Below are 25,181 nucleotides of genomic sequence, written 5' to 3'. Positions count from 1 at the left end.
CAGAATATTGGCGATATATACTCACACGGAGCATATATCGAATGGCGATTTCCCACACCCAGGTCCGGAGCTCCGCCCTCTACGACCGCGTTCGCCGCGTCATTCCGGCCATCGAATGGCCGGTATTCGCCGATGATGTCGAGGCCATCCTCGATCTCAAGCGGCAGCGAAACGCCGTGATCCTGGCTCACAATTATCAGACACCGGAAATCTTCCACTGCGTCGCCGACATCGTCGGCGACAGCCTGGCGCTTGCCCGCAAGGCGATATCGACAGAAGCCGACGTCATCGTGCTCGCCGGGGTGCATTTCATGGCCGAGACGGCGAAGCTGCTCAATCCGCAAAGGACCGTGCTCGTCCCCGATTTGCAGGCGGGATGTTCGCTGGCGGACTCCATCACCGCCGCCGATATCCGTCTGCTGCGGCAGCGCTATCCCGGCGTGCCGGTCGTTACCTATGTCAACACGTCGGCGCAAGTGAAGGCCGTCTCCGACATATGCTGCACCTCGGGCAACGCGAAGGCGATCGTCGAATCCCTTGGGGTTCCCCGGGTGATCATGCTGCCGGATGAATATCTGGCGCAGAACATCGCCGCCCAGACGGACGTGGAGATCATCGCCTGGAAAGGCCATTGCGAGGTGCACGAACGCTTCACGCCCGCCGACATCCGCCAGTTGCGCGAGGATCATCCCGGCGTGACGGTCCTGGCCCATCCCGAATGTCCGCCCGAAGTGGTGGCCGAGGCCGATTTCTCCGGCTCGACCGCGGCCATGTCCGATTATGTCGGGCGACAAAAACCGCCACGCGTCGTGCTTATGACGGAGTGCTCGATGAGCGACAATGTCGCGGTCGAGCATCCCGAAGTCGAGTTCATCCGGCCCTGTAATCTATGCCCGCACATGAAGCGGATAACGCTCGCCAACATCCGGGCAGCACTGGAGCAGAACCAGCATGTCGTGACCATCGATGCCGATATCGCCGGCCCCGCTCGGCTGGCCGTCGAGCGGATGCTGGCCGTATGAGCATGGATATTCATGATCTCGCCGGCCGGCCAGTCATCATCGGCGGCGGCATAGCCGGATTGATGACGGCGCTGCATCTGGCGCCCGAGCCGGTGCTTGTGTTGTCGCGGTCGCCGCTCGGCATTGAGGCCTCCAGCGCGTGGGCGCAAGGCGGGCTCGCCGCCAGCCTCGGCGGCGACGATGACCCCGGCCAGCATCTTTCCGACACGCTCGCCGCCGGCGACGGGCTTTGCGATGAAGAAGCGGCAACGCGCATTCTGTACGCGGCACCCGCCGCGATCGAGGAACTGGCCCGGCTTGGGGCTCGCTTCGATCGGACAGCCAAAGGCGCTCTTCGTCTCGGACTGGAAGCCGCTCACAGCCGCCGGCGCATCGTCCATGCAGGCGGTGACGGCAGCGGACGGGAGGTCATGCGCGCACTTGTCGCCGCCGTGCGGTCCACGCCGACCATTGAAATCGCCGAGGGAATCGAAGCGCGCCGGCTGGTGGTGGAGAACGGCAGAGTCAAGGGCGTGCTTGCGAGTTCTTCGACAGGTCCATTGTCCTTCGCCACGGGACGGGTCGTTCTCGCCACCGGCGGCATCGGCGGCCTGTTCCACGACACGACAAACCCGCTGGGCAGTTGCGGACAGGGTCTGGCGCTTGCCGCGCGCGCCGGTGCAAGCCTTGCCGACCTCGAGTTCATCCAGTTCCACCCGACCGCGCTTGACGGGCCGGGGCGTCCGATGCCGCTGATCAGCGAGGCGGTTCGCGGCGAAGGCGCGACGATCGTTGACGAGACGGGCCGGCGCTTTCTCGATAGCGTAGCGGGTGCGGAACTTGCACCGCGCGACATCGTCGCGCGCGCCGTCTGGAGACATCTTGCGCAGGGCCATCGCGTCTTCCTCGACGTGCGCGAAAGGCCAGGCGCGGCATTCGCGCGGCAGTTCTTGACGATTGCGGCGGCCTGCCGCCGCGCCGGTATCGATCCGACGCGTGATCTCCTGCCGATCCGGCCCGCCCAGCACTACCACATGGGCGGTATCGCCGTGGATCAGGCCGGTCGCACCTCGGTTCCAGGACTTTGGGCTTGCGGAGAGGCCGCCTCGACCGGTCTTCACGGCGCCAACCGGCTGGCCAGCAACTCGCTGACCGAGGCGGTCGTCTGCGCGCGCTGGGTCGCCAATAGCGTGACCGGTTCGCCTGACGGCAGTGGAAAGCGAACGGTGGCGCCCCACGAGCCGGCGTCCGACCCGGGACCAGTTCGCCCTCTCCTGTCCCGTGCCCTCGGCCTCACCCGGGACGGCGGGGGGCTGCGAGCGGCTGCGCGCGCCCTGCTGCCGCTGGCGGAGCGGCATGGCCCCGCGTCCGATCCCGCCATTGTCGGGCTGATGATCACGATTGCCGCCCTGCGGCGAAAGGAAAGCCGCGGGGCTCATTTCAGGACAGACTTTCCACATCATGCGCCCGGCGCCCGACGCTCCGAAATCACCCTCGATGCCGCCTTGGCGGCAGCGCGGGAACTCGCCCACTCTCCAGCGCTGGAAAGCGTCACATGACGGACCTCTCGCCGCTTCCCGCAATCATGCTTGAGCCCCTGGTACGCACTGCTCTTCTCGAAGACCTCGGTTGGGCCGGCGACCTGACCACGGATGCCATCGTGCCGAAGGACCGCCATGCGACGACCGTGCTTTCGGCGCGCCAGGCCGGCACTGTCGCCGGGCTCGATCTGGCGATGCTGGCGTTTCGGCTCATCGACCGGGATATCGAGATGATCGTGCATCGTGCGGATGGCGGCGAGGTGGCGCAAGGCGAGGTCATTGCCTCGGTCAGCGGTCCGGCTCGGGCCATACTTACGGCGGAACGCACGGCGCTCAATTTTCTGTGCCACCTGAGCGGCATCGCGACTGTGACGGCATCGATTGTGAACGCGATCCACGAACACAAGGCGAAAATCGTCTGCACGCGCAAGACGACCCCCGGCTTGCGGGCCATCGAAAAATACGCCGTGCGCGCTGGTGGCGGGTCCAATCACCGCTTCGGCCTCGACGACGCTATCCTCATCAAGGACAACCACATCGCCATCGCCGGCGGAATTCGCTCCGCCATCGAAAGGGCGCGAAGCAACGTCGGCCATCTCGTCAAGATCGAAGTCGAAGTCGATACGCTGGCCCAGTTGAATGAAGCCCTAGCGTTCGCCCCTGATGCTGTCCTGCTCGACAACATGTCGGTCGAGCAATTGCGCCAGGCGATGGCCATGGTTGGCGGCAGGGCGATCACGGAAGCCTCAGGCAGGATCACAGCCGCGACGGCGCCCGCTATTGCCGCGACCGGTGTCGGCCTGATTTCCGTCGGATGGTTGACTCACAGCGCGCCGATCCTCGATATCGGCCTCGACTACCGTGAACTCGATCGTCCGGTTTGACCGACGGCACTGGACTGGCCTCTTCCGGCATAGTTCGCCAGGCTCAAGGGCGCCGATGTCGCCACAACGCAAGCAGCAGAATGGAAATGCACGCAGCGACTTGGGAAATGACCATGCCAGGGGCGGATCGTTTGTCGTTCGTTACACGACCCCGCCACGCAGTCACGTCTGGCCCCTTGCGGGTCCTGGAGGATGCGGATCAGCGTCGGCCTGTCGAGGGTAAGATTTCATCGGAAGGATCGTTCGCGCTCGCGTGCGGCCAGTCACTGCGGCGCGCAGATAATTCGTGCCCCCGGGAACAATTGGTCGTCCGGGCTGTTCTCGCTTTGCAGATCAGTCGATGGCCCGTCCCATGTCCGCAAGCACTTTCAGCCGCCGTCAGATCCTTACGGCAGGAGCATCGGTGGCGACTGCGTCGGTGGTGTTAATGCCGTCCGGGGCCCCTGCTCGCGAAATCAAGGGCCGTGTTGATGATCCTTGGTTGCCGCACCAGGCCGACGCGCCCGCTCCACTCCAGGACCCCGGCTATGTTTTCTTCACGCCCGAGGAAGCAGCCTTCGTGGAAGCGGCGACGGAGAGGCTTATTCCAGAGGATGATCTCGGCCCTGGCGCGAAAACCTGTGGGGTTCCGCTGTTCATAGATCATCAGCTCGCCGGTGCGTTCGGACGCGCGGGCAGCTGGTATATGCAAGGGCCTTGGGGAAAGGGCCAGGACACGCAAGGTTTTCAATCGCGCATGATGCCGTCCGCCCTTTATCGTGCGGCCATCAAGGCAATAGACGAACACGCGGTGTCGTCGGAGGCCGGCAAGCTCTTCGCCGATCTGCCGGCCGAAGCGCAGGATGCAATCCTGTCGGACCTCGAACGCGGCAAGCTCGATCTTGGCGGAGCCGATGCCAAGACCTTTTTCAAGATGCTTTGGCAGAACACCAAGGAAGGGATGTTTTCCGACCCGATCTATGGCGGCAACAAGGACATGGCGGGCTGGAAGATGCTCGGTTTTCCCGGCGTCCGCTACAACTACCTGGATTGGGTGGATCGGCACGGAGAACACTACGACCAGCCGCCGGTCGGCATTCGCGGCCGCCCCGGGTGGAACAGCACGGGTTAGGGAATGATGGCGCAAAGACTTCCGAGCGTCGACGTGCTGCTGGTCGGGTTCGGCTGGACCGGGGCGATCATGGCGCAGGAACTGACCGAGGCTGGCCACGACGTGCTTGCGCTTGAACGCGGCAGTTGGCGCGATACCGGAACCGACTTCGCTCCATCATTCATCCAGGACGAACTGCGCTATCGCTACCACGGGCACCTGTTTGAGCAGACCGCCCAGGAGACGCTGACCTTCCGCAACACGCCCGACCAGACGGCCCTGCCGATGCGACGTCTCGGCTCCTTCCTGCCTGGCACAGGGGTGGGTGGTTCCATCCTGCACTGGAACGGCCAGGCGTTCCGCTTTCTGCCATATGATTTCGAAATCCGACGTCAGACCGCCGCTCGTTATGGCGAGGCGATGATTCCGGCGGATATGACGCTTCAGGATTGGGGCGTTACCTACGACGAGCTCGAGCCGCACTACATGCGCTGGGAAGAACTATGCGGCATCGCTGGCCAAGCCGGCAATGTGAAGGGGCAGAAACTGCCTGGAGGCAACCCTTTCGAGGGCCAGCGCTCAAAACCTTATCCTACGCCGCCGATGAAGCAGACCTACGGTCCTGCCTTGTTCGGCGAGGCAGCCGGTTCGCTAAAGCTGCATCCGTTCCCGTGCCCCTCCGGGAACATGTCCCAGGCCTATACGAACCCGCTGGGCGTCAGCATGGCGCCCTGCACCTACTGTGGCTTCTGCGAGAAGTTCGGCTGCGGCAACTATTCCAAGGCGAGTGTCCAGACGACGATCCTGCCCGTGCTCATGCAAAACAAGAACTTCACTTTGCGGACCGAATGCGAGGTGACGCGGATCAATCTCGATGCTTCCGGCACGCATGCCACCGGTGTCACTTACGTCGATGCCCATGGGAACGAGTTCGAGCAACCGGCGGAGCTCGTGATCGTCTGCGCCTATATCCTGCACAACGTGCACCTCCTGATGACCTCGGGCATCGGGACCAAGTACGACCCGGCAACCGGCCAGGGAACGCTCGGCAAGAACTACTGCTACCAGCTCACGCCCTCCGTGGATGTCTTCTTCGAGGATAAGGTTCTCAATCCCTTCGTCGGCGCGGGCGCACTGGGCATGATCGTCGATGACTGGAACGGAGACAATTTCGACCATACCGGGCTAGGCTTCATCCATGGCGGCTATATCGCCGCCTATATGACCACCGGCCGGCCGATCGAGACTGAGCTGCTGCCGGAAGGCACCCCGAAGTGGGGCGCCAAATGGAAGCAGGCATTCGTGAAGAACTACCTGACCTCCATGTCGATATCATTGATGGGCGCGGTGATGCCCAACAAGGTCAATTATCTCGATCTCGATCCGACCTATCGCGACGTCTATGGGCGGCCGCTGATGCGCATGACGTATGATTTCAAGCAGAACGAGCTGAAGCTGCAGGATTTCGCCTTGGGCAAGATGGCGGACATAGCAAAAGCCATGCATCCACGCGAGATCAAGAAATCGCCGCGTGGCCCTCACTATGACATCGTTCCCTATCAATCGACGCACAATACCGGGGGCGCCGTCATGGGGGTCAGCCGGCGCGAAAGCGTGGTCAACCGCTACCTTCAGCACTGGGACGTGTCCAACCTCTTCGTCGTCGGCGCCAGCGCCTTCCCCCACAATAGCGGCTATAATCCGACCGGCACGGTTAGCGCGCTTGCGTTGTGGGCGGCCGAGGCGATCCGCAGCCAATATCTCAAACATCCCGGCCCGCTGGTGCAATCATGAACCGGCGCGCGCTTCTCGTCCTGATCGCCAGCACCACTTTGACGGGCGCCGGGATGCTGGCGTTCGGCCCGTTGGCGCATGGACAGATCGGTGACTTCGCCAAACAGGAGCGCGGCCGCCAACTGGTCGCCGCCGGCGACTGCGTGGCCTGCCACACAGCGCCGGATGGCAAACCATTTGCTGGGAACAGGGCGATCGAAACGCCCTTCGGCACGATCTACTCGGCCAACATAACGCCCGATGCCGAAACAGGCCTCGGTGCCTGGACCGAAGCCCAGTTCTATCGGGCCATGCATGAAGGAATCGCTTCCGACGGCAGGAGGCTCTATCCCGCCTTCCCATACCCGTGGTTCACAAAGGCTACACGCGAGGACGTGGACGACATTCGCGCCTATTTGCGCACGTTGGAGCCGGTGCGGTCGGTGCAGCGCGCCAATGAGTTTCCCTGGCCGCTCAACCATCGCATCGCAATGGCGGGGTGGAACGGACTGTTCTTCACACCCGGCGAATTCAAGCCTGACAAGAACCGATCAACTGAATGGAATCGTGGCGCCTATCTGGTCGAGGGCCTCGCCCATTGCGGCGCGTGCCATACGCCGAAGGACGTCTTCGGAGCCGACAAGACATCGCAAAGCTACCAGGGATCGGAAGTCCAGAACTGGTTCGCACCCAACCTGACTGGTGATTCCCGGACTGGACTAGGAGGGTGGAGTGAGCAGGACATCGTCAGCCTTCTGAAGGCCGGCCACAACGACCGAACGACCGTCTATGGCCCGATGGCGGAGGTCGTCAAAGACTCCACGTCGAAAATGACTGATGCGGACCTGAAAGCGATCGCCGTGTACCTCAAATCGTTGCCGGCGTCACCGGCGGACACACCGGCCGCTCCCGCCGGGAATGTAATGAGCGCTGGGAAAAACATTTATCTAGACCAATGCTCGGCCTGCCATCAACTTGGGGGCGACGGCGTCAAGAACATATTCCCCTCGCTGAAGGGAAGTGCTGCTGTCCAATCGCGTCTGCCTCTTTCAGTTGTGCGGCTCATCCTGAACGGAGGACATCCCGCCTCCGGTCCAGGAAGTCCGAACGCCCTGTCGATGCCATCGTTTGGATGGAAGCTTTCGGATAATCAGGTTGCCGCAGTGGCGACGTACATTCGAAACGCGTGGGGGAACACGGCCGATCCAGTTTCAGCGACTGACGTTAAAGACCTACGCCAGCGGGTGGAAGCTGTGAACGGCGCCTATTAGCAAGGTGTCGGCAATCGTGACATCCTCGATTGCTTCTGAGGGCATAACCTAGGCTAAACAAACAACCCTAACTCAATGCCTGAACGGCTATGGCGCCGCTGTTTCATGGATAGATCGAGAGGCTTCGGGCCGGCTGAGTTTGCTGCACGATCGATCATTGATGCAAAAAGGATTCGCCAGGTTCCCCGGTCTTGAGAAGGTGGCAGTGAAGGTCACATTGGCGACGCTTCCTATAAGCCCACCATAGCGGCCTTGGCCACGCGTGGCGATCTGCCCCTGCCAGAGTATTACCGACTAGAACGCACGCGCGCGGCGGACGAAGTTTATGACCGGTCGCGCAGAAGGCGACACGAGCGTGAGGCTCAAAGCCGGAGAGCTTTCGGTGGACGAAATTTCAGAAGCGTCGCAGCTGGTTCCAATGGCTTATGGCCAGGCTACCCATAATGCATCTCCAACTCGAACGAAATAAGAACAAAGAGCCATCGTCGGGCTTGACGGGAGAGGAATATATTCCTTATTGCTGACTGGATATGAGCAGGAAGGGCTATGGGAACGCGCCGCAAACGATCGTACCGGCAAAGCAATGGCGGACTCAGCAGAGGACAATTTCCGGATCGAAGTCTGGGACCGAGAGGAGAAGACTCATCTCGAAACGATCTCGCGGTCGCCGGATGCCGTGGTCAGCCTGGCCGCGTGGCAGGCCTCGATACGCGGTCGCCCTGGCGCGCTGCTGATCCACTATGACAGCCGCCACGTCACGGAAAAGATCATGACTCCGGGCGGGGTCAAAATCCCGCCGCAAACGATTATCGACGGCAGCATTCACGCCGGGTTGGATGTTGCGCTCGGCGATCTGCGCTCATGGCACACGTTGCGGGCCCGGTGCACAAAATGCTCGCATCATGCAATGATAAAGCCGGACGGGTTGATCCGGCGATACGGCAAGGATGCATTCTTCAGCTCAGTCGAGCGGGCTCTTTTCTGCACCAGTTGCAACAAAGGTGGCCCGGTGAGGCTGGAAATCCACAACGTTCACGAAACTGAGGGAGTTGGAAAATGCACGACTTGATCGACTTCTTCCAGACCAATGCGGCTCTGGTGTTCGCCAACCCCATAGCCTTCATGACTTTCGCAGTTCTTTTTGGAGGCGGAGGGTTCATCGTGGGCCGCTACTTTCTAGCGGAACGCATCGCTAACCTCGAAAGCCGCATTGCCCGGCGTGATGACGAAATCGCAGCGCTGAAGGCTGGACGTCGTGAGGGCACGACTGAAGAGGCGTCACTGATCCCAATCATAGGGACTTCGGCAATTGGCGCGAACGGCGCAACGCCGCTGTTGGGAAAATGGCCGGATCGGCGCCGACCAGGAACACTCTCTGCGCCACCACGTCAACGACGTGGCTAACCATCTGGTTGTTTAGGCTCGGTTGCCCTTTGAAATTCAGAAAGGGCCTCGGGGAATTTCTGCGCGAGATAGCGAACGACGCGCACATTGTTTATCAGCTCTTTGAGATATTCGCGTGCTGCGACAAGCTCAAGGGCAAGAGCTCCATACTGCTCCATCGTGTTCCGAAACCGGTTGCACAGACTGGCGAATTGGCGTTTCAACGCTGCCAATTGCGCGTCGGTCAGGCGGGCGAACCTCCGTTCTGGGCTCGATGGATCGGCTAGCTGCGACTGTGAACTCAAGGCCGAGGCCATCTTCGCATAGTTGTAGGTTACCCTGTTCATGGCAACCATAAGCTTGGCGACTTCGAGCTGTCGGGCAGGAGCCAGCCTTCGCAGCACGCCAAAAATTTTGGGCGGCAGACAGCAGTTCTGGAACAGCTCAACCACCTCTGGGGTAATGCCGCCGACAAGCTTGCTGCCGCCGACAGCACCGGCGACGGGCCGATAAACAGCGATCGAATTCGTCATATCGTGCTCGTCATGCATAATTCTGATGGCCAGCGTTCTTGGCAATGTCGCCAGATTTTCCGCAAGAAGCAGCTCACGGAATCGCTGGTCTGCCACTAAGGGTCGAAGCGTTATGGCAATCTTACCGATGCTACGCCGCATCAAGTCGCCCTCACGAATGAAGGCACGCTTCCTTTTGCATTCACCCTCGTATATTTTCAGGAAACGTGGGGTGGGGAAAGCGGCAACCGGCTCTTCTGGGCGTCCATCCGCCAGTTTAGTGTGCCTTCCTTGGCTGTTTTTTAACATTTCGAGGCTCGATACCCAAACCACTATCGCAACTCCCCGACCGCCGCTCGCTCAGCCAGCGCGACGAGCGGCCCAAGCGATGCAAAAAGGAAGGCGTCGACCCTTGTTCCATTGTTCGCCGCCATCCCCTCTTCCAGATATTTCACCTCAGTGGTGGGAGCGATCAGGTAATCCTTGACTGTCTCGTTGTCCGGATTCATGCGAATGAAAACACAGATGTCGGGGGCGGGCTTTCGTTCGACACCTGTGACCCATCGCGGATAGCCATAGGCTGTTGCATGGCAGCGCGCCATTGCCATCGCAATCGTAACCTCGCCGTTGATGATGACGAGATTTTCTTCGCTGTCATACACAGCCTGACCACCCGCATTGTCTATTGCAGCGAGAAGTCCGTTGATCATGCTCGCCCGCATCGCTCGAAGGCGCTTGTTGGCGTCGAAGAATGCGACCTCCCGACGTGGCACATATCCGATCATTCGGTAGGTGCCCAGAAGACCGCCAAAACGCTTGTTGTATCGGTCAGCCGGCGGACATTCCGGCGCGGCGTCTATGATGGCGCGGGACAATTTTCCGCGCCTTTCAAGAAGTTTGGACAGAGCTGTCAACATCTGCTCCTTGCTCATGAGAACAGATTGGGATTTCACCAGGGCTTGCGCACGGTTGAACAGCTTTTTCTCGACAATGGCTTCGAAAGCATCGTCTTTTCGCGCCCATTGAGATGGCGGATTGCTTATACGTGTCCGACTGAGCTTGCATGAGCCTCGACCCCAGACGTTGTGGCCGATGTACTTCTCGCAGGTGATGATGTGGTGTACCGATTCCCGCGTCCAGGCCTTGCTCAGATCCGTCACAGTTCCACGGTTGTTGAGCAGCCTTGCGATCTCGAGCTGTGTCTTGCGGCCCTTCACGAACTGATTGAATATCGACCGTACAACAGCGATCTCTTCCGGTGGTCCAGGTACCAGGATGACCCGGTCCGTCTGTAGGCACTTATATTCGTGGTGCGCAAGGATGGCCTTTGGCTGCCCCGCTTTATCCAGCAGCAGGCGTCTGAGACCGAGGCCGGGAATTCCGCCCTGCCAAAAACCCATCCGAACCAACCTGCATTGGCCAATGAAAACTTTCTGCGAGAGCATCCGGCTTTGCTCGGCCGCCATGCTGCGCTTGATGGCCTTGAGCACATCGGAGCCGATGCTGCCGTCATTGACGAACTGCTCCGCGCAATATTCGATCCGCACGCCTGCGATCTGGCATCGATATTCATAGGAAGCGCTTTCATCGATGTTTTGAAACCGGCCCCAGCGGCTGACGTCGTAGACAATGACGGTTTTGAAATCCGCGCGTCCTGTTTCAATGTCGGCCAGGAGGCGCTGTAACCCGACTCGCCCCCCAATCCTTAAGCCGCTTTTGCCGGCGTCCTCATAGGTGGCGACGATGTCGTAGCCCATGATCTCGGCATATGCATCGATCGCGTCTTTCTGGTTCGCAATAGAATAGGTCTGCAGGTCGGTTGACATGCGTACGTACTGCGCCGCGCGGGTTTTCGGCTTGAATGCGGAGGCCTTCGGAACGCTCGCATCTTTACCCATAGTTTCTCGTGCCCGCAGCGACGTCGGTCTGTACTATATGACCAGCTTCAACCTGCCGTCAGGTTACGGACAACCCGACAGTTTGTATCGAATGGGTTGTTGTGACGACGATAAGCGGCTCGGGACGAAACATTCAACCAGCGAGAAACCATGTCTTATATCGTGACGAAACACGCCCCCGTTCCGCCGTATTGCGGCCGCACGGGACGATCGATAGGGATTTCAGACCTTTAAGGGAGACTTCACATGACCTTTTACAAAGCCATAGCCGCCGTGCTTCTGGCCGCGGCCGTCGCCGGCTGCCAGTCGCAGACCGAAGGCCAGCAGCGGGCCACCACCGGTGCCCTGCTCGGTGGCGCCGGCGGCGCGCTCGTCGGCCAGGCGATCGGCGGCAACACCAAGAGCACGGTGATCGGCGCAGCTAGCGGTGCCTTGCTCGGCGCTGTCGTCGGCTCGGCCACCACCCCGCAGGAGCCGCGCGGTCAGCAACTCTGCCGCTACCAGGACCGCTACGGCCGCATCTACACCGCGCCCTGTGACGACCGCTACTACAACGGCAATTATTGAGCGAGACGACACCACCGGTTTTCCCTTCTCCCTTGTTGCGGGAGAAGGGGCGATGTCATCTTTTGCGCATTTGACGGTGCTATAGGGCTGATACGGCGGGCAAAGGAGGGTCGAAATGACCACGATGAGCCTTGCCGGCGCCTTAGCGAGCCGAAGCAAACATCTTGCAAAGCGTCTGCTTGGTTATGATTCCCGCAACTGGCTGCGTATCCGCCAGATCGAGGCCTTCACGCTCTTCCTTGAAGCGGCAAACCGCAAGGCCTCGGACGTTATTGAGATTTCGCCCGGCTGGAACCGATACTGGCGAGCGATGTGTCCGAACTACCGGTCGGTCGATTTCCCCGATTTCGACATCTGCAAGGACCGCACCGAGGAGCAATATTCCATCGTCATCGCCGACCAGGTGCTGGAACATGTGCGGCGGCCGCTGGCGGCGGCACAAAATATCCACGCCATGACCAGACCCGGCGGCTGGGCGATGGTGGCGACACCCTTCCTGTTCCGGGTGCACGCCAGGCCCCACGACTACAGCAGATGGACCCCCGCCGGCCTGAAGCAGCTGATGGTCGAAGGCGGCTTCCCCGAAGCCAACGTCAAGGTCGATGGCTGGGGCAACAAGGCTTGCGCCAGGGCCCATATAGGCGGCCCCGTACGCGCCTACGGCCTGTGGCGCGATCTAAGCAACGACGAGGAATATCCGCTGATGGTCTGGGCGTTCGCCAGGAAGGCTCTGTAGATCCAAGCCTAGGTGTTTAGTCCCGGCATTTGATGGATTGATTGGATCGGGTCTGAATCGCTGAAACGGCTTACCGACTTTCCGTGGCCGAGGGGATCGGGATAGGGACCCCGGTAGGTCCGTCCGACTGTCCGGCCCGGCGGTATTGTCTCGATCTCAAGCTCTGCTCGTTCGACATCGTGCGGGGGGTGGAACACCGGGCATTCAGTCGAAGTCGCTTCTGGCGATGCTTTCTGCCGCGGCCAACGCCGAGGCCAAAAACTTGCCGCCGATCAGCGGCGTGCGCTGCGATTGACGGTGAGCCTTTTAATTGGCCAAGATCCTGAACGGGTCAACACGGCAGCATCGGCGCAGACGTCTTTCCGGTGCCCTGCCATAAGAACCCTCAGCGGGGGGCGCGTTTGTGTCAGATGGGCCAATGCATCGGGCCGCGCCTAACCCCTTGAAACAGATTCTTTTTCAAGCCGGAACAATTGGCACGGCAGTCGCTTTACTGACTCGCGTAGGTTGTGTCGGAGCGCGAGTACGATGGTTGCGGCGCGAGCAAACTGGAAGGGTTTCATCAAGTTCGGAGAAGTCGCCTGTGCGGTAGCGTTGTACACGGCCGCATCCTCTTCCGAGCGCATCGCCTTCAACACACTCAATCGTGCGACCGGCAACCGCGTTCGCCGCGAATTCGTCGACAGCGAGACCGGCGATCCGGTCGGGCGGGACGATCAGGTCAAGGGATACGAGATCGAGAACGGCGACTACGTCGTGCTTGAACCGGAGGAAATCGCGGCGGCGGTCCCCGAGAGCGACAAAACCCTCAAGGTCGAAGCGTTCGTTCCCTGCGACGAGATCGACGACGTCTATTTCGACAGGCCGTACTACCTTGCGCCGGACAGAATGGGCGCCGACGCCTTCCGGCTGCTGCGCGACGGCATGCGGCAGGCGAAGGTCGCCGCGCTAGCACGAACCGTTCTGTTCCGGCGGCTGCGCACCGTGTTGATCCGCCCGCACGGCAATGGCCTGATCGGCACGACTTTGAACTTCGATTATGAGGTACGCTCGGCAAAGGAAGCCTTCGACGACATCCCGGAAATGAAGATCGAGGGCGAGATGCTCGATCTCGCCAAGCACATCATCAACACCAAGAAGGGTTCGTTCGACGCGAAGAGCTTCGATGACCGTTATGACGCAGCGGTCGCCGAACTCGTCAAGGCGAAGATCGAGGGCAAGGCATTGCCGAAGAAAAAGGCGCCGGCGCCATCGAAGCCGAGCGATCTTCTGCAGGCCCTGCGTCAGAGCGCCGGTTTGGGATCGAGCGAGAAGCCGAAACGCGCCGCCGCGGAGAGCAACGCGGGCGCGAAGCCGCCGAAGCGGGCGGCCAGCTCGAAACGCGCAGCCTGATCGGAGGAGAACGACATGGCGGTGCGTCCCTATTGGAAAGGCTACCTGAAGCTCTCGCTAGTTACCTGCCCCGTGCAGATGATGCCGGCGACCTCGGAAAGCGAGAAAGTCCGCTTCCATACGCTCAACCGCAAAACCAATAATCGCGTCGTGAGCCACTACGTCGATGCCGTCACCGGCAAGGAAGTCAGGGAGGAAGACGAGGTCAAAGGCTACCAGCGCGGCGAGAACGACTACATCATCCTCGAAGACGAGGAACTCGAAAATGTCGCCCTCGACAGCACCAAGACCATCGATATCGACGTCTTTTCCCCGCGCGATTCCATCGAATGGATCTGGCTCGATACCCCTTACTATCTGTCGCCCAACGATGCGGTTGGTGAGGAAGCGTTCTCGGTCATCCGTGATGCCATGGCTGCGGAAGACATGGTCGGCATCTCCAGGCTGGTGATCTCACGTCGCGAACGCGCGGTCATGCTCGAACCGCGTGACAAAGGGATCGTGTTGTGGACGCTGCGCTACGGCGATGAGGTCCGCGACGAAAACGCATATTTCGGCGATATCGACAATGCGAAATCCGATTCCCAGATGATGCCGCTCATCCAGCAGTTCATCAAGAAACAGACACGCCATTGGGACAGCAAGCTGGTGTCGGATCCCGTTCAGAACAAATTGCTGGAAATCATCGAGTCCAAGCGCAAGAAAACAAAACGGCCGGCAAAGACCAAAGGCGCCGAGCCGAAGGCCACGCCCAATAACGTCATCAACATCATGGACGCCCTGCGCAAGTCCGTCGAGGCCGAGAACCGTCCGCCCAAACGCTAAAGCGGGCGATCGTGCAAACCGGCCGCCCCGCTGCTCGCGCGCCAGCTGACCCGGCGATCCGGGCACGTCGTGAACACCAACGTGACCGAAGGCACATGCCTGGGTCCACGTCGGCTCTGTCGGGACCGGCTTCAATCGGGAGGATGCCGCCTTTTTCCCGACGCGTTTGACAAACCGCGGACGCGAACGCCAGCCGTGCCGTTAAAGGGCAGGAACCTCGTTTTCGCTCAGCCAACGCTGATCGCCGAGATCGAATTCGCGGCTCGAGCAAGGATGGCAAACTGCGTCACGCCTCGTATAAGGACTGCGCGAGCTCCAGGACAATGCCGCGGTTTGGAGGTGAGCGATCGCAAAATCTGATCAGGCCGCCTGCTTCATCGTGCGTGCGAGCTGCTTGATCGCGGCCTCCAGCGAGCGATGCCCGTTTTCATAATCTTTCCACGCCGCGCTTTTCGAGAGCAACCCAGGCACGGTCCGTAGCGTAAAGCGCTTCGGGTCAAGATCGGTTTTGACCTGGGTCCAGGTGAGCGGCATAGACACGGTCGCGCCAGACCGCGCGCGAGGTGAAAGCGGGGCAACCGCCGTCGCCATGCGATCGTTGCGCAGATAGTCAAGAAAGATGCGACCGTGGCGGTGGCTCTTCGCCATCTTGATCAGATACAGGTCCGGATTGTCGCGCGCCATGCCCAGGCAGACGTCATGCGCAAAGCCCTTTGCCTGCGGCCAGGTGAGCTTGCTGCGCTTGGCGACCGCCAGCGGCGTCACGACATGCAGTCCCTTTCCGCCGGTCGTCTTGCAGAAGCTAACGAGCCCCAGATTGTCCAAGCGCTCTCGCATTTCCCTCGCCGCTTGTACGACAGTCGAAAACGGAACGTCTGGACCCGGATCGAGATCGAAGACCAGCCGACCCGGGACCTCCGGATGCTGCGGCTCGCAATTCCAAGGGTGCAGCTCAAGTGCGCCGATCTGTGCCACGGCGGCCAAACCTTCGACCCGGTCGATCTGCAGGTAAGGCTTCTTATCGCCGAACACTTGCACCAGTTCCAGGAGGTTGGAGGTCCCCGGCATGGCATGGCGCTGGAAGAACTGCTCGCCGCCGATTCCATCGGGCGCCCGAATAATCGAGCACGGCCGTCCGCGGATGTGCTCGATCAGCCAGGGGCCGACGGCCTCATAATAGCGGGCAAGGTCTTCCTTGGTCACGGGCCGGCCATCGTCGGCATCGGGCCACAGCGGTTTGTCCGGGTTCGAGATCAGCACGCCCATGACGTTGACCTTGCCGCCGCGATGGGGAGATTTCGACGTCGTCGGCGCGGCCGGTTCCGGCACCTCCGTCTTTGCCGGCGACGCGGCATTCTCGGCCTCGACCTCGGCGGCGGGTTTGTCCTCACGCAACCCCTTGAATGCCGCCTGACGAACGAGCCCGTCCGAGGTCCAGCCGGCGAACTCGATTTCCGCGACGAGTTCCGGCTTGAGCCAGACGACGCCAGCCTCCTTCTTCGGCGCGCCGATCCCGGTAAACGGTGACTTCGTGGCCTCGACTGCCTTCAGCTTTGGCAACAGGGTTTTGACCTTTTCGGCGCCGTAGCCAGTGCCGACGCGACCGACATAGACGAAGTGGTCACCGCGGTTGACCCCGACCAGAAGTGACCGGAAGGTGCCGTTGGTCGTCGAATAGCCTCCGATCACCACCTCGTGGCCGGCACGGCACTTCGATTTTGCCCAGGCCTCCGTGCGGCCGGAAACGTAGGGCGCGTCGGCGCGTTTCGAGATTATCCCTTCGAGCGACAAGCGACAGGCCGAGCGCAGAACTGCCTCGCCACCCGTCTCGAAGTGCTCCACGAAACGGATGCGATCATCCTCGCCAGCATCGGAAAGAAATTGCTGCAATCGCGCCTTGCGTTCACTCAGGGGCAAAATGCGCAGGTCCTCACCGCCTTTGAATAAAAAATCAAACGCGAAATAAACCAGCGCATTTGTCTTCCCTTCGGAAAGGGCAGCCTGCAGGGCGGCAAAGTCGGGGGCGCCGTTCTCGTCAAGCGCGCAGATCTCGCCATCTATGATCGCGTCCGGGAGCTCGCCGGCCGAACGCGCAATGGCAGCATATTTGGCCGTCCAGTCGAGACCCTTGCGGGTCTTCAACGTGGCTTCGCCGTTCAGCACGCGCATCTGGATGCGGTAACCGTCGAATTTTATCTCGTGCAGCCAGCCGCTTCCGGAGGGCGGCCGCGCAAGCGTCTCGCAAAGCTGTGGTGCGATGAAATCGGGCAGATCGGCAGCGCTGGCCGTATCCGGCTTCCTTTTTCCGCGACCTTTCGCTTTCCGCTCCTCGGCCGCAAGCCCTTTGCGACTGTCCCAGACGGCATCGGCCTCCACCTTGCTGGCCTGCAGCATGAACGGCTTGGGCTTGCGGCCTTTGCCGGAAGCAATCGCCTCCATGCTGCGGCCGGAGGCGACAGAGGTCTCGTTCTCTTCCAGAACCGCGCCGCCGTTGTCCTCGACAGCGAATTCATCGCAATGCTTGATCAGCAGCCAGTTGGCGCGTTTGCTCCGCTCCCGGTCGTTGGCCATCCGGACCAGAACAAAACCGCCATGCAGCCGCTCTCCGTCGAGCGTGAATTTGAAATCTCCCTTCGCCAGCGCCTGCTCGGGGGTCTTCTTTCCCTCCGGCTCCCAATAGCCGCGGTCCCAGAGCATCACCGTTCCGCCGCCATACTGCCCCTTTGGAATAGTCCCTTCGAAATCGCCATAGTCGAGTGGGTGATCCTCCACCTCCACGGCAAGACGCTTGTCGTGCGGATTGAGCGAGGGGCCTCGGGTGACGGCCCAGGATTTGAAGACGCCGTCGAGCTCCAGTCTCAGATCATAGTGCAGCCGCGTGGCATCATGCTTCTGGATGACGAAGCGCCGACGGTTAGCAGGTTTGATCGCTTCCTGGCCGCTCGGTTCCTGCGAGAGTTCGAAGTCGCGTTTGGCCTTATACCTTGAGAGCTTGTCGGTCGCCATCGGTTCCTCGGATTGAGGGCAAGGTCCCTCTCACGGAAAGAATGTTCCGAATGAAGAACAGGTTCCACGACCGGGCATGTTGGTCGGCACGACAGGGAAGGTCGTGGATGGCCGATCACAGATCGGAGCAGTCCGAGCTTTCGCGTTACCACGGAGTTGCCGAACGCCATGTGCATTTTTTGCGCCGCAGCCCCACGTCTGTGGCGCACCGTCGCCGCCTTCAGGAGGGCTAAAAGCTAACATTATTAGTGCCACCACCGCGTTGGACCCGCCGAAGCGTATCTAGAAGGCCATCCGCTCAACGCTGTCGATTAGACAATCCAGGTGAAGGAGTTTCCGCTGCCAGAGAGGCCCAGGAGATCGTGGTGCGACATATGAAGTCTCCGCTGATGATCGGGGAGGGCACATGGCGGCGCCTACCGGCACCCATGAGACCGAGCCCGAACTCTGGCGCTTGAGCGACGCCTTCAACCTCATTGTCATTGCAACCTTCGGTGTCTCAACTGCGGCATCGCGTCAGTCGAAGAGGTCGCGCTGATGGTGGACAATGAAGACTGACGAGGTTGTCATACTCAGCGGCCAATGATGCGGCGAAAGGTTCAACCGCATCCAGGTTTTAAGAGTGAACCGAATTTTGGCGGAAGACGACGCGACGCTCTGAGGCCGCCCAAGTCATGCGAATCACGACGCGTCTGGTATTCGGTACCCGACAATTCGCCCGGTCGGTACGAGTTGGGAAAGAAAGTCGAAGTCCCGAATGTTTTCCGTGAGCAGACTTGCACCCAGCTGCCGCGCCTGCAGGAACAACAAGGCGTCGTTGACGAACTTGCGCTCATGGCCTTCACCCTTCGGCAAATTGCTCATTCGGAACAGAAGACCGGCGAGGATGCCGGCTTGCCCCCAGAGGCGGCTTTGATAAAGCAGGTGTCGAATTCTTAAGGCAGGGGCAAAAGATTGAGGAACCGGTCCAGTTGGAGATGCATAGGGAACAACCATGCAACGGTTGAATGTTGGCCGGCTCTTTTTGTCGACGAGAGCACCGGCCTACCCGAGAGTTTGGCTCGCCAGAGCATAGGTCTTCGGCGTAGCCGGGCCGCCGACGGAGAAATCGGCGAGGCGTTTGCCCAACGACATGGTCAGCACCGTATCGAAGACCGGCATCCCGGCGTGCGAAAGAAAGGCGGCGAACTCGCCGCTGTCCATGTGGGTGTCGACCCGAAGGAAAGATCCCGAATGGTCGGCGACGTGCGGCCGCACGATAGCTACGGCGTCGGTATCGCTTTCGGCCACGACCGGTCCCACCACATGGCCGCGCCCGAATGGCCGGCAGAGCGCGAAGGCGCTCAGCCTGTCGCCCTTGAAAAGCCCATAGCCGGCCGAATGCGCGAAGAGCATTTCAATGAGCGCCGTCCGCTTCACGCCAAAGCCGGCCGCGTCGAGCGCGATCCCTGCCGGAATATCGCTTGCCGTCAAAGCCCGGATGTCGCCGCGCGCGCCCGGCTGACTATCCATTGTTGGCATGCGGGCGATGCCTTGGCATTGATAGACGGTCTTCTCCGGCTGGAAGTCGAGCGAAAGGTAGAGCCGCCTTGCCGCCCGGGTCGCATTGAGGCGCAGGTCGCGCCCGGCGACCTTCTCGAAGACCCGCTGCATCAGCCATTGCCCCGCACCGAGCGTCTGCAGTCGCGGCGAGGTGATGACCATTCCAACGGTCGCGAAATCGGCGCCATGCGCGAACCACATGGCCGAGCCCAGAACACGGCCAATCTCATCAAGCGCCACGAGCCCTTCCCCCACTTCGCGCAGGAACTGCCAGTCTTCGGCTCGGTGCGGCCATCCCACAGATAGGGAGTGCGCGTGCAACCGGTCGAGTTCGATGCCCTCGATGTCGCCGATGCGCATCGAGAAGGCATCGATTTTGAAACTTCCGGACGGCTTCAATTTCTTGCCTCAGAACGATTGCTAAGCGGGTGACACACAATGGCCGCCCGCCCCTGCCAACGCTAGACAACCAGGTCGATACGATTTGCTCGAAAGCCGCGCGCCAACGCAAGATTCGACTGAAACATTTCCGCTTTCAGCACGCAATCGCGAAAGAAGCCGCACATGCTGTTCCGACTTGTTGCAGCATACGGTCGACGGCACCCATCCGGCGCACCCGAAATCCCTGAGGGCTGGAATGGACGTCTTCGACATCCTCGACCGTCTCGTCGCCTTTCCATCGGTCGCCGGCAAACCGAACGGTGATATCGCCGGCTGGATCGAGACCTATCTCACGGAGCACGGAACGCAGGTCACCGTGCTCCCCGGACCGGAAGGCGATCGTTCCAATCTTTTCGCGACGATCGGCCCTGCTGATGTCCCCGGCTACATACTATCCGGCCACATGGACGTCGTCCCTGCCGCAGAGCCGCAATGGACCTCGTCCCCTTTCGCGCTGCGCCAGGAGGGCGAAAGGCTCTACGGACGTGGCACCACCGACATGAAAGGGTTTCTTGCCGCGGTGCTCGCGGCCGTACCCGCACTGACGGGACTGCGCCTTGCCAGGCCGATCCATCTCGCCTTCTCCTATGACGAGGAGGTCGGGTGCCGCGGCGTGCCGCATCTGATTGCCCGCCTGCCTGCCCTTTGCGCGAAGCCGCTCGGCGTCATCGTCGGCGAGCCGAGCGCCATGCGCGCCGTGTGCGCCCACAAGGGCAAGGCAGCCGCCCGCGTGACGATCAACGGGCGCTCCGGCCATTCCTCGCGGCCCGATCTCGGGCTTAACGCTATCCATGCCATGGCCGCGGCGCTGAGCGAGGCCGTGAGCGAAGCCGAGCGGTTGACGCATGGTCCGTTCGACCCTGCCTTCGAGCCGCCCTACTCCTCGCTCCAGGCGGGCGTGGTGGCAGGCGGACAGTCAGTCAACATCATTCCAGACACCTGCACTTTGGACCTGGAGGCGCGCGCCATACCCGGCGTCGATCCGGCCAGCCTGCTCGCGTCAGTCAAAGCGCAGGCAGAGGTTCTTACGGCCGACGGCTTCCGGGTCGAGTGGACGCCGATCAGCGCCTATCCGGCGCTATCGCTTCCGCGAGACGCGGCGCTGGCGACCCTGCTGTGCGAGTTGACCCGCGAAGCGCCGCTCGGCGCCGTCAGCTACGGCACGGAGGCCGGCCTCTATCAGGCCGCCGGCTTCGACGCGATCATCTGCGGCCCAGGCGACATTGGCCGCGCCCACAAGCCGGACGAGTACATCCTTGCGAGCGAACTCGCCGCCTGCCAGCGATTGATCGGGGCGCTGGGCACGCGCTGCGCGTCGTGACGAGGCAACCGCGATGACATTCCTGTTCAATTCCGATGCGCGCCGCGGTGCCGTCTTCGCCGAGGCGTTCGCGGGAGAATTACCGGACATCCCTTTCACGATCGATGCCGCAGCGGTCGATCCAGACGCCGTGCGTTACCTGATCAGCTGGACCGTGCCGGACGACCTCGCCCGCTACAGGAATCTGGAAATCCTGTTTTCCATCGGCGCCGGCGTCGACCAGTTTCGCCTCGATGCGGTGCCTCAAAACGTGAAGATCGTGCGCATGATCGAGGAAGGCATCGCGCGCATGATGCAAGAATATGTGACTATGGCCGTGCTCGCGCTCCATCGCAACCTGCCGGCCTATCTGTCGCAGCAGCGCGCCCGCCAGTGGAATGATATCGCGCAACTGCAGGCCCGGTCGCGCAGGGTCGGCGTGCTCGGCCTCGGACAGCTTGGCCAGGCCGTCCTAGACAGGTTGAAGCCCTTCGGATTCCCGCTTGCCGGCTGGAGCCGCTCGCCGCGACGGATCGAGGGCGTGACTTGTCATCATGGCGAGCTCGGGCTGGAACAGATGCTCGCGGCCAGCGACATACTGGTCTGCCTGCTGCCGCTGACCGAGGATACGCGCGGCTTCCTTGATGCCGGCCTGTTTGCGAAGTTGCCCAAGGACGCGGCGCTCGTCCACACCGGCCGGGGGCCACAGCTCGATCACGAAGCGCTTGTCGCCACGCTCGACAGGGGTCGCCTGTCGGCCGCAATGATCGACGTCACCGATCCCGAACCGCTGCCCGCGAGCCATCCTTTCTGGTCGCATCCAAAGATCATCCTCACTCCGCATGTCGCCAGTGTCACCCAGCCAGCGACCGCCGCCCGCGCCGTCATCGACAACATCAAGCGTCACCGCGCCGGACTCGACCCCATCGGGCTCGTCGACCGGTCGCGCGGCTATTGACTTTCCAACATGAAAGGCCGCTCCTTGCTCCTGCTCAAGACCGTCGACACCAACCCAACCTTTTCACCGCGCGAATCCAAGGCGTTGCCCGAACGGCTGATAGCCGGCAATCCCGTCTTCAAGACCTGGGCACAGGACGTGGCCAAGGACGACCTCATCCATACCGGCGTCTGGGAGGCGACGCCTGGGGAGACGCGCTCGATCAAGGGGGAGACCTTCGAGTTCTGCCATATCCTCTCCGGCATGATCGAAATCACCCCCGACGGCGGCAAGCCGGTGACCTACCGCGCCGGCGACAGTTTCGTAATGAAGCCTGGCTTCACCGGGGTTTGGAAGACCGTCGAAACGGTGCGCAAGATCTACATAACCGTGGGGTAGAGGGCGTCCGCGACAGGCGCCGACCTGCGCGGAAGATTTTGCCGTACCCCGCGCCCAGCACGCAACATTCGGCGGCGACGGGCCACCGAACAGCGCATGCTGCGTGCTGGCACGCGCTACGCTCCGGTCAATGCAGGAAAGTGGTCGCCCATGAGCCTAAGCTTCGATCCGGATACAGTTCCCTTCCCCGTCGGGCATTTCATTGGCGGAGAGCTGATCGCCGCCGAGGGTGCGATCGAGATGCGCCGACCGTCTGACGGCAAGCCATACACCGCCTGCCCCATTGCCGGCATCGACATCGTCACCCGCGCGGTAGAGAGCGCCAGAGCCGCACTGAAGTCCAGCAACTGGGGCGGCGTTCGGCCTCGCGAACGCACCAAGGCGCTCCAGGCCTGGGCAGACCTGATCGAGGCGGAAGCCGAAGCGCTCGCCAGAATCGAGGCCGTGAGCTCGACCCGGCCCGTGGGACAGCTCATCGCCGGCGACATCGCCGTCACCGCCGAGCAGATCCGCTTCTTCGCCGAGTTCGCCGACAAGGAAGGCAGCGAGCTCGTGCCGACCGACGATACCAGCCTCGGCATGATCATGAGCGAGCCCTATGGCGTGGTCGGCGCGATCACGCCGTGGAACTTTCCCATTTCCATGGCCGGCTGGAAGCTCGGCCCGGCGCTGGCCGCCGGCAATGCTGTCGTGCTGAAGCCCTCCGAGATGACGCCCTTCTCGGCAGTCTACATGGCGCAGCTCGCCGTCAAAGCAGGCCTGCCGGCCGGGCTCATAAACGTTGTGCTCGGCGATGGTCCGACGACCGGCACGGCGCTCACCGGCCATCCTGAGATCGCCAAGGTCAGCTTCACCGGCTCGACCCGGGCCGGATCGGCAATCATGGAGAATGTCGCGCGCACCGGCGTCAAGCCGATGACGCTGGAGCTCGGCGGCAAGAGCCCGCAGATCGTCTTTGCCGATGCCGATCTCGACAAGTCGGCGACTGCGATCGCCGGTAGCGTCATCTTCAACGCCGGCCAGGCCTGCGTCGCCGGCACGCGCCTGATCGTCGACAAGCGCGTGGCCGACCGGCTGACGGCCGCGATTCTGGAGCGGATGAAGGCGGTGCGCCCGGGCCCTACCTGGGACGAGGCGACACACTATTCGCCGATCGTCTCAGACAGGCAGCGGACACGTGTCGATGGCATCGTGCGGGCCTCCGTCGAGGCCGGTGGCGAGTGCTTGACCGGCGGCGCCGCCATGGACAATTCCGGCTATTTCTACCAGCCGACGCTGATCGCCAATGTCGACCAGGCCAATCCCGCAATCGTCGAGGAGATTTTCGGTCCGGTCCTGACCGTCCAGACCTTCGAGACCGAGGAAGAGGCCCTGGCGCTGTCCAGCCATCCGACCTACGGGCTGGCTTCCGGCCTGTTCACCGCCGACCTGTCCCGCACGATCCGCATCGCGCGCAAGCTCGAAGCTGGCACCGTCTGGGTCAACCGCTACAGCCGCTCGCGCGACCACATCCTGCCGACCGGAGGCTACAAGCACTCCGGCATCGGCAAGGACCTTGGCCGCGAGGCCTATCTCGCCAACCGCAGGACCAAAAGCGTCCTGGTCAGCCTTTAGAGAGATGCCGATGAAGTCCTATTCGATCGCCCTGATCCCCGGTGACGGCATCGGCCACGATGTAACCGCCGCCGCCTGGGCGGTACTGGAAACGGCAGCCCAGCACGCAGGCTTTGCCCTGACGGCAACTCAATTCCCCTGGTCCTGCAAATTCTACAAGGAGACCGGCCGCATGATGCCAGAGGGCGGCATTGAGACGTTGCGCGGCTTCGACGCCATCCTCCTCGGCGCCGTCGGCTGGCCGGCGGAGGTACCGGATTCGGTCTCGCTTCACGGCCTGCTGCTGCCGATCCGCAAGGCATTCGTGCAGTACGCCAACATCCGGCCGCACCGCCTGCTTCCCGGCGTCAGGGGACCATTACGGGCGGAAAACTTTGACATCCTATGCATCCGCGAGAACACCGAAGGCGAATATTCCGGCGCCGGCGGGCGCGTGCATCAAGGCACTGCGGACGAGGTCGCGGTGGAGACCTCGATCTTCACCCGCGCCGGCGTGGAGCGCATCCTTCGCTTCGGCTTCGAGCAGGCGCGGGCACGGCGGGGCAAGCTTGCGTCCGTCACCAAATCCAATGCGCAGAAATATTCGATGGTGTTCTGGGACGAGATCACGCGAAAGCTCGCCGCGGAATACTCCGACGTCGCCGTGACCAGCTATCATGTCGATGCGCTTGCCGCGCGCATGATCATGGCGCCGGAGAGCCTGGACGTGGTCGTCGCCTCGAACCTCTTCGGCGACATCCTGACCGATATCGGCGCTGCGATCCAGGGCGGACTGGGCTACGCCGCCTCCGCCAACATCAACCCCGACCGTTCGGCGCCATCCATGTTCGAGCCGGTGCACGGCTCCGCGCCTGACATCGCCCATCTCGGCATCGCCAATCCGATCGCCGCCATCTGGTCCTGCGCCATGATGCTCGATCATCTCGGCGAAAAGGCTGCGGCCGGCCGCGTCATCAAGGCGCTCGAGGCGACGACCGCCAGAGGCATCGGCACCATCGCCGGCAAGGACCGGACGGAGGCCATCACGGCCACCGTCATCGCGGCACTCACCTGATTGCAAGGTCGTTTT

The 25,181-nt window shown here is 61.9% G+C and carries 21 protein-coding genes and 3 pseudogenes; 19 read left to right on the top strand and 5 right to left on the bottom strand.

The features are described 5' to 3' along the window. Window positions 1-41 precede the first annotated feature (41 nt). From nadA to FJ930_RS13010, 8 genes are all read left to right on the top strand, one after another. Complete coding sequence (gene nadA, locus FJ930_RS13045; RefSeq protein ID WP_141838097.1) at window positions 42-1,022, top strand: quinolinate synthase NadA; 981 nt, start codon at window positions 42-44, stop codon at window positions 1,020-1,022. Next, complete coding sequence (locus tag FJ930_RS13040; protein WP_141838095.1) at window positions 1,019-2,560, top strand: L-aspartate oxidase; 1,542 nt, start codon at window positions 1,019-1,021, stop codon at window positions 2,558-2,560. Before nadA ends, FJ930_RS13040 begins: the two co-directional genes overlap by 4 nt. Further along, complete coding sequence (gene nadC / locus FJ930_RS13035; protein ID WP_141838093.1) at window positions 2,557-3,426, top strand: carboxylating nicotinate-nucleotide diphosphorylase; 870 nt, start codon at window positions 2,557-2,559, stop codon at window positions 3,424-3,426. The genes FJ930_RS13040 and nadC overlap by 4 nt, the downstream gene beginning before the upstream one ends. Window positions 3,427-3,829: 403 nt before the next feature. Next, a complete protein-coding gene (locus FJ930_RS13030) occupies window positions 3,830-4,537 on the top strand; it encodes a gluconate 2-dehydrogenase subunit 3 family protein (RefSeq protein WP_246676897.1) in 708 nt (235 codons plus the stop codon). Between the two features lie 3 nt (window positions 4,538-4,540). Then, a complete protein-coding gene (locus FJ930_RS13025) occupies window positions 4,541-6,310 on the top strand; it encodes a GMC family oxidoreductase (RefSeq protein WP_348642722.1) in 1,770 nt (589 codons plus the stop codon). Beyond that, window positions 6,307-7,560 carry a cytochrome c gene (locus FJ930_RS13020; protein ID WP_141838089.1) on the top strand — a complete coding sequence of 418 codons (1,254 nt, stop codon included), beginning with the start codon at window positions 6,307-6,309 and terminating at the stop codon, window positions 7,558-7,560. Before FJ930_RS13025 ends, FJ930_RS13020 begins: the two co-directional genes overlap by 4 nt. A gap of 517 nt (window positions 7,561-8,077) precedes the next feature. Continuing rightward, window positions 8,078-8,629, top strand: a complete 552-nt coding sequence (locus FJ930_RS13015) for a hypothetical protein (RefSeq protein ID WP_246676896.1) — start codon at window positions 8,078-8,080, stop codon at window positions 8,627-8,629. Beyond that, window positions 8,617-8,964, top strand: a complete 348-nt coding sequence (locus FJ930_RS13010) for a hypothetical protein (protein WP_141838087.1) — start codon at window positions 8,617-8,619, stop codon at window positions 8,962-8,964. The genes FJ930_RS13015 and FJ930_RS13010 overlap by 13 nt, the downstream gene beginning before the upstream one ends. On the opposite strand, the gene FJ930_RS13005 is transcribed toward FJ930_RS13010, so the two are convergent. Both FJ930_RS13005 and FJ930_RS13000 read right to left on the bottom strand, forming a co-directional pair. Next, entirely contained in the window at window positions 8,961-9,764 is an 804-nt protein-coding gene (locus tag FJ930_RS13005) for a plasmid partitioning protein RepB C-terminal domain-containing protein (RefSeq protein WP_141838085.1), read from the bottom strand. The two genes, FJ930_RS13010 and FJ930_RS13005, sit on opposite strands and share 4 nt — an antisense overlap. Before the next feature lie 23 nt (window positions 9,765-9,787). Continuing rightward, window positions 9,788-11,353, bottom strand: a complete 1,566-nt coding sequence (locus FJ930_RS13000) for a recombinase family protein (protein ID WP_246676895.1) — start codon at window positions 11,351-11,353, stop codon at window positions 9,788-9,790. A gap of 246 nt (window positions 11,354-11,599) precedes the next feature. Between FJ930_RS13000 and FJ930_RS12995 the strand changes: the two genes are divergently transcribed. From FJ930_RS12995 to FJ930_RS30445, 5 genes and pseudogenes are all read left to right on the top strand, one after another. Then, window positions 11,600-11,920 carry a YMGG-like glycine zipper-containing protein gene (locus tag FJ930_RS12995; RefSeq protein ID WP_140745712.1) on the top strand — a complete coding sequence of 107 codons (321 nt, stop codon included), beginning with the start codon at window positions 11,600-11,602 and terminating at the stop codon, window positions 11,918-11,920. Between the two features lie 115 nt (window positions 11,921-12,035). Next, window positions 12,036-12,656, top strand: coding sequence for a methyltransferase domain-containing protein (locus FJ930_RS12990; protein WP_140745714.1), 621 nt, complete (start codon window positions 12,036-12,038; stop codon window positions 12,654-12,656). Between the two features lie 528 nt (window positions 12,657-13,184). Next, window positions 13,185-14,048 carry a Ku protein gene (locus FJ930_RS12985; RefSeq protein WP_141838084.1) on the top strand — a complete coding sequence of 288 codons (864 nt, stop codon included), beginning with the start codon at window positions 13,185-13,187 and terminating at the stop codon, window positions 14,046-14,048. Window positions 14,049-14,063: 15 nt separating this feature from the next. Then, entirely contained in the window at window positions 14,064-14,873 is an 810-nt protein-coding gene (locus FJ930_RS12980) for a Ku protein (protein WP_141838082.1), read from the top strand. 88 nt (window positions 14,874-14,961) lie between these two features. Continuing rightward, window positions 14,962-15,216: pseudogene (locus FJ930_RS30445) on the top strand (ATP-dependent DNA ligase); the annotation flags it as partial. Window positions 15,217-15,233: 17 nt separating this feature from the next. On the opposite strand, the gene ligD reads toward FJ930_RS30445, so the two are convergent. Beyond that, entirely contained in the window at window positions 15,234-17,879 is a 2,646-nt protein-coding gene (ligD, locus tag FJ930_RS12970) for a DNA ligase D (protein ID WP_141838080.1), read from the bottom strand. A gap of 335 nt (window positions 17,880-18,214) precedes the next feature. Here ligD and FJ930_RS12965 point away from each other — a divergent pair. Then, a pseudogene (locus FJ930_RS12965) lies at window positions 18,215-18,431 on the top strand (DUF1173 family protein); the annotation flags it as partial. Window positions 18,432-18,560: 129 nt separating this feature from the next. Here the strand turns inward: FJ930_RS12965 and FJ930_RS12960 are convergent. Both FJ930_RS12960 and FJ930_RS12955 read right to left on the bottom strand, forming a co-directional pair. Further along, window positions 18,561-18,785 (bottom strand): annotated as a pseudogene (locus tag FJ930_RS12960) (hypothetical protein); the annotation flags it as partial. Between the two features lie 138 nt (window positions 18,786-18,923). After that, window positions 18,924-19,781, bottom strand: coding sequence for a GNAT family N-acetyltransferase (locus tag FJ930_RS12955; protein ID WP_141838281.1), 858 nt, complete (start codon window positions 19,779-19,781; stop codon window positions 18,924-18,926). Between the two features lie 277 nt (window positions 19,782-20,058). On the opposite strand from FJ930_RS12955, the gene argE reads away from it, so the two are divergent. The 5 genes from argE (at window position 20,059) to FJ930_RS12930 (ending at window position 25,166) form a co-directional block, all read left to right on the top strand. Beyond that, window positions 20,059-21,183, top strand: coding sequence for an acetylornithine deacetylase (gene argE / locus FJ930_RS12950; protein WP_141838078.1), 1,125 nt, complete (start codon window positions 20,059-20,061; stop codon window positions 21,181-21,183). 13 nt (window positions 21,184-21,196) lie between these two features. After that, window positions 21,197-22,120, top strand: a complete 924-nt coding sequence (locus FJ930_RS12945) for a glyoxylate/hydroxypyruvate reductase A (RefSeq protein WP_140745736.1) — start codon at window positions 21,197-21,199, stop codon at window positions 22,118-22,120. 24 nt (window positions 22,121-22,144) lie between these two features. Further along, window positions 22,145-22,498: a cupin domain-containing protein gene (locus FJ930_RS12940; protein ID WP_141838280.1), complete on the top strand. Its 354-nt coding sequence runs from the start codon at window positions 22,145-22,147 to the stop codon at window positions 22,496-22,498. 150 nt (window positions 22,499-22,648) lie between these two features. Further along, window positions 22,649-24,112: an aldehyde dehydrogenase family protein gene (locus FJ930_RS12935; protein WP_141838076.1), complete on the top strand. Its 1,464-nt coding sequence runs from the start codon at window positions 22,649-22,651 to the stop codon at window positions 24,110-24,112. A 10-nt stretch (window positions 24,113-24,122) separates the two neighbouring features. Continuing rightward, window positions 24,123-25,166 carry a tartrate dehydrogenase gene (locus FJ930_RS12930; protein ID WP_141838074.1) on the top strand — a complete coding sequence of 348 codons (1,044 nt, stop codon included), beginning with the start codon at window positions 24,123-24,125 and terminating at the stop codon, window positions 25,164-25,166. Window positions 25,167-25,181: the final 15 nt, after the last annotated feature.

Source organism: Mesorhizobium sp. B2-4-15, from assembly GCF_006658505.1.
Classification (GTDB): domain Bacteria; phylum Pseudomonadota; class Alphaproteobacteria; order Rhizobiales; family Rhizobiaceae; genus Mesorhizobium.
The sequence above is the reverse complement of the archived record's forward strand: the minus strand, read 5'-3'. Positions and strand labels throughout refer to the sequence as shown.